General features: G+C 47.9%; 11 protein-coding genes. 1 reads left to right on the forward strand and 10 read right to left on the reverse strand.

Annotated features, from left to right (window positions below; translation table 11 throughout):
* The first annotated feature begins 16 nt into the window (after positions 1-16).
* Positions 17-661, forward strand: coding sequence for a sterol desaturase family protein (locus ACO1NU_RS04455; protein WP_448817260.1), 645 nt, complete (start codon positions 17-19; stop codon positions 659-661).
* 38 nt (positions 662-699) lie between these two features.
* Here the strand turns inward: ACO1NU_RS04455 and ACO1NU_RS04460 are convergent, their stop codons facing one another.
* From ACO1NU_RS04460 to mgrA, 10 genes are all read right to left on the reverse strand, one after another.
* The gene (locus ACO1NU_RS04460; RefSeq protein ID WP_448817261.1) at positions 700-2,547 is read right to left on the reverse strand and encodes an OmpA family protein; all 1,848 of its coding nucleotides are present in this window, start codon (positions 2,545-2,547) and stop codon (positions 700-702) included.
* Positions 2,548-2,662: 115 nt separating this feature from the next.
* Positions 2,663-3,286 (reverse strand): 7-carboxy-7-deazaguanine synthase QueE, encoded by a 624-nt coding sequence (locus ACO1NU_RS04465; RefSeq protein WP_448817262.1) that lies wholly within the window; start codon positions 3,284-3,286, stop codon positions 2,663-2,665.
* Positions 3,287-3,368: 82 nt separating this feature from the next.
* Positions 3,369-4,250 carry a bifunctional 5,10-methylenetetrahydrofolate dehydrogenase/5,10-methenyltetrahydrofolate cyclohydrolase gene (locus tag ACO1NU_RS04470; RefSeq protein ID WP_448817263.1) on the reverse strand — a complete coding sequence of 294 codons (882 nt, stop codon included), beginning with the start codon at positions 4,248-4,250 and terminating at the stop codon, positions 3,369-3,371.
* Positions 4,251-4,279: 29 nt separating this feature from the next.
* A complete protein-coding gene (lepA, locus tag ACO1NU_RS04475; RefSeq protein ID WP_448817264.1) occupies positions 4,280-6,067 on the reverse strand; it encodes a translation elongation factor 4 in 1,788 nt (595 codons plus the stop codon).
* A gap of 308 nt (positions 6,068-6,375) precedes the next feature.
* The gene (locus ACO1NU_RS04480; RefSeq protein ID WP_448817265.1) at positions 6,376-6,624 is read right to left on the reverse strand and encodes a hypothetical protein; all 249 of its coding nucleotides are present in this window, start codon (positions 6,622-6,624) and stop codon (positions 6,376-6,378) included.
* A gap of 21 nt (positions 6,625-6,645) precedes the next feature.
* A complete protein-coding gene (locus ACO1NU_RS04485) occupies positions 6,646-7,353 on the reverse strand; it encodes a DUF3291 domain-containing protein (RefSeq protein ID WP_448817266.1) in 708 nt (235 codons plus the stop codon).
* A 117-nt stretch (positions 7,354-7,470) separates the two neighbouring features.
* Positions 7,471-8,010 carry a ferritin gene (locus ACO1NU_RS04490; RefSeq protein ID WP_448817267.1) on the reverse strand — a complete coding sequence of 180 codons (540 nt, stop codon included), beginning with the start codon at positions 8,008-8,010 and terminating at the stop codon, positions 7,471-7,473.
* A 155-nt stretch (positions 8,011-8,165) separates the two neighbouring features.
* Positions 8,166-8,519, reverse strand: a complete 354-nt coding sequence (locus tag ACO1NU_RS04495; protein WP_448817268.1) for a hypothetical protein — start codon at positions 8,517-8,519, stop codon at positions 8,166-8,168.
* A 198-nt stretch (positions 8,520-8,717) separates the two neighbouring features.
* Positions 8,718-10,082 (reverse strand): DUF6600 domain-containing protein, encoded by a 1,365-nt coding sequence (locus tag ACO1NU_RS04500; RefSeq protein ID WP_448817269.1) that lies wholly within the window; start codon positions 10,080-10,082, stop codon positions 8,718-8,720.
* A gap of 480 nt (positions 10,083-10,562) precedes the next feature.
* Positions 10,563-11,594, reverse strand: a complete 1,032-nt coding sequence (gene mgrA / locus ACO1NU_RS04505; RefSeq protein ID WP_448817270.1) for an L-glyceraldehyde 3-phosphate reductase — start codon at positions 11,592-11,594, stop codon at positions 10,563-10,565.
* Between the last annotated feature and the right edge of the window lie 107 nt (positions 11,595-11,701).

Genomic DNA, 11,701 nt, shown 5'->3' on the forward strand with positions numbered 1-11,701 from the left:
AAATAAAAGTTCAATTATGCATTTTGATAAGATCAAGAATACCGGTCAGGCACGTCTTTTTAAGAATGACTTTTTGGAAAGTCTGACGAAGACCCGCCCCTGGGTAATTTACAGCATCTATATACCGCTATGCATGTACCTGATCTATTACAGCCATGATACGCTTGGTTATGCGTATTCCTTTATCGCCATGATGTTCTTTGGAGCTCTGGCGTTCTGGACCCTGTTCGAGTACTTTGCACACCGCTACTTGTTTCATTATGAGCCCAGCAGTGATTGGGCAACCCGCATTGTCTATATCTTTCACGGGAATCACCATGAATACCCACGTGACCGTATGCGCCTTTTCATGCCACCGGTTCCAAGCATCATCCTTGCAGCCGTCGTGTTCAGCCTGATCTATTTGTTTTCCCTGCTTTTTACCGGAACTGGCGATTACGCCTATATGTTCTTTCCGGGCTTCATGATCGGCTATCTGGCCTACGTGTCCATGCACTATGCCATTCACGCATTCGCCCCGCCCAAGCCACTAAAAGCCTTGTGGAGGAACCATCATTTGCACCATTACAAATACCCCGAAAGAGGCTTTGGAGTTAGTTCCGTTTTCTGGGATGTTGTCTTCGGTTCCCTGCCTAAAGAGAAGGAAAAGAAAACCAGCTAGAAGTTCCGGCATGGCTCTTCGGAACCTGGCTGTGCCTGTCAGGGCTGAATGGTAAACGATGTCCGACGGTTAGCTTGTTTGCCTTGTTCGGAGTCATTCCCTGCGATAGGTTTGCTTCTTCCATATCCTTTATAGCTTAATCTGACACGCGACACGCCGCTCGAGATCAGGTATTTATATACTTCTCTTGCTCGCTTATCCGATAAGGCCAGGTTCCACTCGTCGGTTCCCGCATTGTCGGTGTGACCACCTATCTCTATCCTGACACCGGGGTTCTTCTCCAGAAAATGAATGAGAAACTGAAGCTCAGTTTTTGATTCCGGAAGCAGCGTGTATTGGTCTGTATCAAAGAAGATGTTGTTCAGCACGCCTTGTTCCTTTGCCTGAACCTTCCTAAGAGAGACTGGCTTTTTTAAGAGGGCTGCGGCGGTTGTTTCCGCGCCGTTGATATTCTCAGAATAGGGCATATATCCCTCCTTCAATACCCGCATCGTGAATCGACCTCTTCCGGGTACAACCGCCAGCAAATCTGGTCCCGCGTCAGGATCCTGCTCATAGAGCAGCTGCCCTGAGCCGAAGGCTTCGAGACTGATCTTCCCATCCAGTTTCTTACCTGTTTCGGCATCCTGCACAACGCTCTGAATAACAGTAACCGATCCGGGACGGTGCTCCGCAGAAAGCTTGAATGAATAAATATCCATCCCCCCGTATCCGTCGGGCCGGTCTGATGCATAATAGGCGGTAAGTCCGTCTGTGCTGACCATTAAGCCGCTCTGTTCTTCAGAGGTATTAACCGGATATCCGAGGTTCTGCGGCTTCTGCCAGTTTCCATCATCCTGAAGCCTGCTCATAAAGAGGTCCTGCTTGCCCAGTCCCGGCCAGCCGTTAGAAGAAAAGTAAAGTGTTTTATTATCCGGATAAATGAACGGTGAATGCTCATCATACGCCGTATTGATGTTGGGTCCTGCGTTCAGGGGTTCTGACCACTTACCATCTGGTTGCAGGTCTGCATACCAGATGTCGTTTGCCCCGTATCCGCCCTTGCGGTCGCTTACAAAGTACAATCTCTTCCCGTTCGCACTGATAGCCGGCTGAGACTCCCATGTACCTGTATTGAGTGGTGCGCCGGGGTTATAAGGCGCCGACCAGGTATTGCCTGTTCTCCTGCTGATATAAATATCGCAGCTTCCATGACCATCCGGCTTGTTGCAGCCCGAGTAAAAGAGGTACATGCCGTCAGGAGAGATGCTCTGGGCTCCTTCATTGTACCCTGGTGTATTGATGCTCTTGCTGAGTTCGGCTGATGCTGCCCAGGAAGCGGACTCCCGCTCACTCTCATACAGATCTTCATTCTTTTCGGTGCGCCTCGTAAATATCAGTCGCCTGTTATCCGCCGTCACCACCGGGAAATACTCCTGGTCGCTGGTGTTGATTCCCTTCCCCAGGTTTGAGGGGACGAAGGCTACCGGATGCTGAACGGCTTGAATGCTGAAGATACAGTCCTGAATATGCTTTTCGACGAGGGCTCTGCTGCCAGCCGACAAGGATGTACTCTCTGCATATTTTTTGAAGGCAGGGAGTGCCGACTCATATAATCCGCAATAAAAGTCGCTGATCGCCAAGCCATATATAGTCAGCGGGCTATAGGATGGATTCAGGTTTAAAACAGCCCGGTATGACTTTCCGGCCTCTTCATAGGCTCCCGTCATCCTGAGGCAGTCTGCCAGCTGCTGATGGGCCTTAATAAAGCTTGGGTTGTGTTGAACGGTCTGGCGGAGTTCCGTAATAGCCTGTAGATAGTCCTTCTGCTGGAGGTACTTGGTTGCATTTTCATAGGCCTTTCTGGACGCGCGTTCAGCAGGCCCGGGAAGGTTTTGTGCTTGCACGATTTGGAAGAGCAAGCATAAAGTGCAGAGAAGTAGGATCTTAACAGGGCATTTCATTCCTCCTAAGATAGGAAGAAATCACGCTCGTGTAGAACCGCTGTTTTCTCGCTTTGCTTTACGGAATATTCAGGAACTTATGTGTTTGGAGCGAAATTTCCCATTTCGGGTTCTCTTTTACATAGTCGATGATCAGAGGTATCATCTCCTGCGACTTCGACCATTCTGGTTGCAGATAGAGTTTGCATTCAGGAGATACCAGCTGCGCGTGAGATTCTGCCCAGGCAAAATCGCTTTTGTTGAACACTATGACCTTCAGTTCTCCCGCATGCTGACCGATGGACGGTACAGGAGCCTTAAACTTCTTAGGAGAAAGGCAGATCCAGTCCCACTGTCCTGAAAGCGGGTATGCACCCGATGTCTCGATAAAGGTCTTGATCCCACGCTTCTGAAGCTCGGAAGTCAGATAATCCAAATTGTAAATCAGGGGTTCCCCGCCTGTGATGACGACAGCCTTTCCGGGATACATTTCTGCGTTGGCGACGATCTGATCCGCGTGTGTAAGCGGATGCAATGCTGCATCCCAGCTTTCTTTCACATCGCACCAATGACAACCTACATCACATCCACCAAGTCTGATAAAATATGCGGCTTTTCCACTATGATAACCCTCGCCCTGGATGGTGTAGAACTCCTCCATCAATGGGAGCAGGGTTCCGTCTTCTGGTACTTGTTGACTCATTATTTTTCTAAGGCTGCGAATATACCCAATAAAACAGGGGATATGTGCAGAGCAATGTCATTTTCACATTGCCCTGTCACTGCTAGCCGTATATTTCTTTCTTTGCCGATGCAAGCGTGTTTTTTAGCAGACCTACAATCGTCATTAATCCTACGCCTCCCGGAACCGGAGTAATCCAGGAAGCTTGCTCTGCAACATTTTCAAAGTCGACATCACCATACAGCTTGTATCCCGATTTCGTCGTCTCTGAGACCTCTCTGTTGATGCCCACGTCGATGATCACCGCACCTGGTTTCACCATATCCGCGGTAACAAAGTTCTTTTTGCCGATAGCCGCTACAATGATATCTGCAGATGCAACCACATCCTTCAGGTCTTTGGTCCGGCTGTGTGTCAGCGTCACTGTACAGTTGCCTGGGTAAGCGTTTCTCGCCATTAGGATGCTCATCGGACTGCCAACAATATTGCTGCGCCCTACTACCACACAATGCTTTCCGGAGGTTTCAATTTTGTATTCCTCCAACATCATCAGGATGCCGTAAGGAGTAGCCGGAATGAAGCAGGGTAAGTTACGCATCATGCGGCCCAGGTTCACCGGATGAAATCCATCCACGTCTTTTCTGTAGTCGATGGTTTCTGTAACCTTCTCCGGATCAATATGCTTAGGCAGGGGAAGCTGAACAATCAGTCCATCTACTGTATCGTCCTGATTGATCTCTTCGATCTTCGCCAATAGCTCTGCTTCGGTAACTGAATTATCGTAGCGATGAAGGGAAGACTTAAAGCCAACCTTCTCGCAATTCTTCATTTTACTCGCTACGTAGGTCTCGCTTCCGCCGTCGTTTCCTACTAGTATGGCAACCAGATGAGGCTTGCGGCCGGTGGTCGCAAGAACCCCTGCAGCCTCCGCAGCTATCTCTTGCTTAAGTTTTTCAGATACGAATTTTCCGTCTAGTAACTGCATCTTGTTCGTGTAGTTTGTGCTTATGTGTGTTAGTCAAGTTTTAAAACAGCCATAAATGCCGACTGTGGGATCTCCACGTTACCTACCTGGCGCATTCTCTTCTTACCCTTCTTCTGTTTCTCAAGAAGCTTACGCTTACGGGAGATGTCACCACCATAACACTTTGCTGTTACGTCTTTCCGCAAAGCGCGAACGGTTTCTCTGGCAATTACCTTTGCACCGATCGATGCCTGGATGATAATTTCAAACTGCTGTCTCGGGATCAGCTCACGCAGTTTCTCGCAAATACGCTTTCCAAACTCATAAGAGTTCGAACGGTGAATAAGAGACGACAGCGCATCCACAGGCTCGCCGTTCAGTCGAATATCCAGTCGTACCAAATCCGACTTTCTGTAACCGATCTGGTGGTAGTCGAAAGAAGCATAACCTTTTGAAATCGTTTTCAGACGATCGTAGAAGTCAAATACAATCTCTCCCATCGGCAGCTCGAATACCAGCTCCACACGATCAGAGGTCAGATAGGACTGGTTGATGATGATCCCTCTCTTCTGAATACAAAGAGACATGATCGGACCAACAAATTCCGACTTGGTGATAATGTTTGCTTTGATGAAAGGCTCCTCAACCGAGTCGAGTTTACTTGGATCTGGAAGATCGGATGGATTATGAACCTGAATCTCGTCTCCTTTAGTCGTATGTGCTACGTAAGAAACGTTCGGTACGGTCGTGATTACCGTCATGTCGAATTCGCGTTCCAAACGTTCCTGGATGATCTCCATGTGGAGCATGCCGAGGAATCCGCATCGGAATCCGAATCCAAGAGCTGCAGACGACTCCGGTTCAAAAACGATCGAAGCATCATTCAGCTGAAGCTTATGCATGCTTTCCCGAAGTTCTTCAAACTCATCTGTATCTACAGGGTAGATACCAGCAAATACCATCGGCTTAACCTCTTCGAAGCCCTGGATCGCATCCTTGGAAGGCTTGTCGACGTGTGTAATGGTATCACCTACCTTTACTTCCCGGGCTTCTTTGATACCCGATATGATATAACCCACATCCCCGGTCTTTACAACACCGCGGGGTTCCGGGTTCAGTTTCAAAATACCTACTTCATCCGCGATATATTCCTTGCCGGTGGCAATGAACTTCACCTTGTCGTTCTTTTTAATCTCTCCATGAACAACCTTGAAGTAGGCGATAATTCCGCGGAAAGGATTGAAGACTGAGTCGAAAATCAGTGCTTGCAGCTCACCTGTTTCGTTGCCGACAGGGGAGGGCACTCGGCTAACAATCGCTTCAAGTATATCATGAACTCCCTGGCCGGTCTTTCCTGATGCCGGGATGATGTCTTCTCTCTTGCACCCGATCAGTTCAATGATCTGATCTTTCACCTCCTCTGGCATAGCGCCTGGAAGGTCCATCTTATTCAGGATCGGAATAATTTCCAGATCATGTTCCAAAGCCAGGTAGAGGTTGGATATTGTTTGCGCCTGAATCCCCTGTGATGCATCTACGATCAGCAAGGCTCCCTCACAAGCTGCAATAGACCGTGACACCTCGTATGAAAAGTCAACGTGTCCGGGAGTATCAATCAGATTAAAGATATAATTTTCGCCATTCAGGCTGTAGTTCATCTGGATCGCATGACTCTTGATGGTAATCCCGCGCTCGCGCTCGAGATCCATATTGTCTAGCAACTGTGCCTGGGCGTCGCGCTGACTGATGGTATGCGTGTATTCTAATAACCGATCTGCAAGGGTACTCTTCCCATGATCGATATGTGCAATGATGCAAAAGTTACGGATATTCTTCATTCGTAGCGCAAAGATAATTTATTACGCCAACATTTCCATCGCTTGTTAGACAATGCCGCTCAAACAGTCCGGGAGTGAGGGCCGTGCCGGAAATAAGCCGCCAAATAATATTCTGTCTGTGTACTAAAGTCCTTAAATACAGCTGAGTGTGAAGTCTTATTGAATAAACCATTCAGATAGCCGCCAGTTACCGCTTTCATTCGGTTAAAATCCCTCTAAAAGTACAAAATTATGTTCTGATGGCTTTTTTAAAATATTTTAAACTAGTTAGTTAATTCTATTCTGTTAATTAATTGTTTAGGTTTATTTTACACTTCATGCCTCTTCCAAGCGCCTGTAAAGTCACCTAGCATCTGATCGAAACGGGCCACTACTGTAGCGATAAATTCCTCGTCCAAAAGCTGGAAAACTCCGTCCAGACCATCGAGCAGATCCATCTCCGCCAGCTTATAGGTTTGTTCAAAACTACCTTTTTCAAACTTAATAATGTACTTTCCGTTCATGGAAAATATCGTGATTTTACAGTCCGGTCTCGGCAATTCGGCAACTACTCGCATATCTTTTTTTCGGTAAAGGTATTATAAAATTTCAGTCTTTATCGCCAATGGATCTTCCCCGTTAAGACTCCCTTCTGTCCCGATAATCTGAAACCGGGCAAAAAGCTCTTCACTGTACCAATCTTGTTCCCGTGTCTTTCTGATCACCTCTGCATGCTCTGCCGAGCGGTAAGCAAAGGTCTTCACATCCTCCACCGACTTCCAAACAGAGAAGGTGGCTTGCCTGTACACGGGCGCTTCGCCTATTCCGAAAGAAGTGATATAACCGGGCGCTGCCGACATCAACTTGGCCACCGTGCTCACATTAGACCAAAATCCTTTGAGCTTATTCAGGCGGATGGTTGCCCTGGTCAGTACTGCAACCGGACCCGCGAAATCAGATTTCCCGTATGCCGATCCGAATGGTTCTTTGCCATCCCATTTTCCGTGACTGCTGATGGGCTTCAGCAATACCGTCCAGCGTTCGTTGGCGAAGCGCTTCCACCAGCTATTTACAAACGAAGAATTGTTGAATGCATCGAAGTCTTGCTGTGTGTCCCAAACCGCCAGAAGGGCCCATTGTTGAAGATCTGGTTTCAGATCAAAGGTGCCATTCCTGCCAGAGCCCATCAGCTTGTAAAACGAGCATCCTTTGGTTAACATCAGCGGCAGGTGGTGCAAGGCCATCGACAAGAAAGCAAGAGGTATCCGCTTTTTCGGATAACGGATAATGGTAAGTGAAACAATCATATCAGCATAGCTCAAGAATGATGGAGTGCTTTTCTCCGAAATATATAAGCACAAAAAAAGGGTCGAGGACCCTTTTTATACTTTTACCAGATATAGCCTGGGTAGATGGACGAGAGTTTAATCCTCTCCGCCTTCCTCGCCATAGCTCACTTTAGGAATGTGCTTGTCGATCTGCCAGCGTCCTGTACCTTCTTCGCCAATGATGTCGAAAAGTTCCAGAATACGGCGGGCTACATATTCCTCCTCAATCTGTTCTTTCAGGAACCACTGCAGGAACTGGAAGGTCACATAGTCGCTTGCCTTCTGGCATCTGTCTGATATGCGGTTGAAATTCATCGTTACCTGGATTTCCTGCTGCAGTGCCAGTTCGAAAACGCCTTTAAATGAATCAAATTCCTGAGGGATATTGGTCACTTCCGGAGAAATTGCTCTTCCGCCAAGATCGTTTACGTATCTGAACAATTTAAGCATATGCTCACGCTCTTCACCTGACTGACGCTCCAGATATCCGGCAGCATTGTCATAACCGTTACGGTTACACCAGGAAGACATGGCTAAATATAGGGAAGATGAATAGGCCTCTACTTTGATCTGTTCGTTCAGCAGAGTTTCTATTTCCTCTGTAAGGGAAGTTCTTAATCTAAGAAGATCTTTCATAGTGTTTCGAGTTTATTATATATACAAATAAACACCAAAAAGTTTTGAAAGCTCCAGTTTATTTTTTATACGGATTCAATCTAAATCATAGGATTGGAAGACAAGTAAGATGATCCGGCCGACAATTACAGTTTCAGCGATCTTTGGCCAGTTGGCTAGGCGAATTGCAGCTGGCTGGTACGGAGAATGCTGTTCAGGTGAAGAATGGTCTTTGCCCCACCCAAGATGCGTTGCAGCTGGATGATCTCTGAAATTGTTAAAAGAAAGCAGGTCTCACAGTAAGGCGGCATAATGATCGCCAGATCGGCATGTCTTGAAGTATTACAAGCCATTTCCTCCAGATCAACAGCGAAAATTCGCTTGCTGAAATCAATGAAATTTGTGGGTTTGAAGTATGTGAAGCGACTGCCAAACTCCAGTATAAAATTATTGCTGGCTTCACACTGATATACAGCCCCGACTTCTGTCTGAAAAACTTCTATGAGGTGAGTGCTTGTCTTCGTTTGCATGTACTAGATGTGTTATGCAAACTTAACATTTGTTTATAATCGATCCAAATAAAAGAGCTGCTTTTTTTAATTATTCTAAATAAGGGGTGGTGTAACAAAAAAACCGGCCGCCTCTGTCTGCATGGCCACAAACAAAGACGACCGGTTTCATGAGGAGCTGGTGGCCGGAGACTTTCCGGCTCCCAGCATCCACCCGGGCTAACCCCGGGTTAGCCTGCCTGATTCTCTGGAAGGTCGTTCGCCCGAAGAGGAACCCCTCCCGCTTGAATTACGATCAGGCGACTGAGAGCCTGCACCTGGCGCGCTTTGCACTCGCGGTGTTGATCGTTGAGGACCTTCAGATCTTTCCCTGGTTTGTGGTTGTTCACGCTGCATAGGTCGTTCTGAGCGGCCTTCTGGTCTGGTCATCCCTGAAGGGCGCTCCCGGCGGATTTCTGTATTTCGTTCCCGGGTGCCCGCACCAGGGAATGTTGCCGAGGGGCTTGGTTCACCCTGGGGCGTGCGGGACGGTCTGTTCGTCCTCGTGCCCTGACCCTCACTACCGGAGCGTCCATCTTCAGGATTTCTGCGATTCCATGAATCGCGGTTTACGTTCCGATCTCCTGCAGAAGGGATCCGATCGGTATTTCGATCGTTCCCCGGAGAATTTCGATTCCATTCACGCTCTCCTGATGATGGATTACGATTGCCGTTCCGATCGCCTGACGACGGACGTCCGCCCGCGTTATTATCATATCCCCCGGATCGGCGATTTCTTTGCTCAATACTGTATTGTTCGTTGGTTCCGCGCGAAGGACGCTCAAATGAACCTCTGCTTGAACCGTTGTTCCTGCCAACGACTTCCGGACGGTAAACGCGAACGGAACCCCGGTCAGCCACCGTTCTACCGGGCCTGTCGGCTGTACGCACCTGATGCACCGGTATTCTGCCCCTGGTCACTCGTTCCATTTCCCCGCGTCGCGGACCTGCAAAATACCGCCTGTTATCACGTACATAAATGTTGTTGATAACTGTAGTATGTCCGTAAACGTTCGAATAGCGGGTCCGTGGCAGGCAATAGCTATAAACCGAACGGTGGGTTATATAGCGCTGTGGTACAAAGATCCAGCGGGAAAGCGGAATATTGATGTTGATATTGATATCAAGACCAGGACCTAAAGGGGCCCATCCATAATAGCCACCGCCGGAGCGCCAATTCACCCAGGCAGGTCCCCATTCAGAGCCTGGTACCCAGATCCAGCCATAGTAATCATCAAATAACCACCGGCCATAGTGGAACGGAGCCCAGCCCCAGTCATAATCAGAGACCCAGGTGTTTCCGTATTCGGTTACCACCCAATGTCCGCTTGTGCCGTACGGCTGAAATCCCTCTTCTACATCAGGCACCCAAACGCGTCCCTGATCCTGATAATTGATCCATTGTCCATAAGGTGCAAGTTCATCATAGAAAGTCTGGAAAGATACGCTCAGTCCCGGCTGTGACAGGGTAGCCCCTGTACTCTTCAAACTGGTGAATACTGTCCCCAGTATCAGCAGCATCAAAATGCGTGTAAGATCTTTCATAAAAGTGTGTGTTTGAAAATTAGAGTAGAAAGACTGTAAAAGGTTTATTCCTAAAGCTCTCTTTTATTAATTGTTACGTCTGTTACATAAGACGATGGGACAGGGCAAGAAGTGACAGAGAAAATGAAGTAAGCTTGCGGTCTATGCAACCATCAAGAATGCGTGTTGAGTCCCTGTTGAGTCCGACTTCCCGTGCTAAATGTCGGACTCAAAAGGGACTTAACATACGCTGATATCTAAATCAATCTCTCCTTGGTTACACTGAATAGACTCCTAAAATGCCATAGAGGTGGTCTATACTAAAAAGGTAGCGATTTGATCAGAAGTAGGAGGAAAGATAGTGATTTAAACGGTATGCCGCTGAAGAAAACAAAGGTAAGGTACCATTGTCGGTGGATTTGAATAACTGGAGCGTATATCCTTCAGAAATGATCTTAATGAAGAAAATACGCTCTAGCTATTCAGATATAGTAGGGAGCTCTACGAAAGCTCCGCAGACTTGGCCCATAGATTAATGGAGGAGTCAACAGCGTATTTGTCGATTTCCGCTAGTTCGGCGTCGGTAAAGCTTGGATTTTCCAGCGCTTTAACACAATCTTCGACCTGCTCAGGGCGACTCGCACCGATCAAAGCAGAGGTGATCCGGTCATTTCTAAGCACCCATGAGATTGCCATCTGTGCCAGCGTTTGTCCCCTGCTTTCTGCTATATCATTTAGCGCACGAATGTTGCTAAGATTCTTCTCACTCAGGAAATCAGGGTTTAGCGACTTGTGCTGACTCGCGCGACTTTCTTCCGGGATATCTTTTAAGTATTTGTTCGTGAGCATCCCCTGAGCAAGCGGAGAGAATACGATCGAGCCGATACCCAGGTCTTCCAGGGTGTCGACGAGTCCGTCTTCCTCAATCCACCTGTTGAGCATCGAGTAGCTGGGCTGATGGATCAGGCAGGGCGTACCCAGGTCTTTTAAGATACTGACCGCCTCCCTGGTACGTTTGGAGTTGTAAGATGAAAGACCAACATACAGCGCGCGTCCAGATCGCACAATATGATCCAGGGCCATCATGGTCTCCTCCAAGGGAGTTTCAGGGTCAAAGCGGTGCGAGTAGAAGATGTCTACATAGTCGAGACCCATTCGCTTCAGGCTCTGGTCGCAGCTCGAGATGAGGTATTTCCGGCTTCCCCATTCACCGTAGGGACCGGGCCACATGTTATAGCCAGCCTTGGTGGAAATGATTAGCTCATCGCGGTAGCCCGCAAAATCTTCCTTTAGGATCTTACCAAACGCGGTTTCGGCACTTCCCGGAGGGGGGCCGTAATTGTTCGCCAGGTCAAAATGCGTGATGCCTTTGTCAAAAGCCGTCTGGCATATCGCTCTCTTGTTAGAGTGATTAAAGTCTTCGCCGAAGTTATGCCATAAGCCGAGGGAGAGAGCGGGCAGTTTCAGGCCGCTGTTTCCGCACCGGTTATAAACCATCTTTTCGTAGCGGTTATCGGAGGGGTTCCATTTCATATATGTCTTGTTTTATATGGTGCAATGCAAAACTGGAAAAAAGGTTTCAATCTTGATGCCTTAGTTTTATCTTAACAGATCGTTTATATTTACTACATCTTTTTGCG

The organism is Arcticibacter sp. (assembly GCF_053551015.1).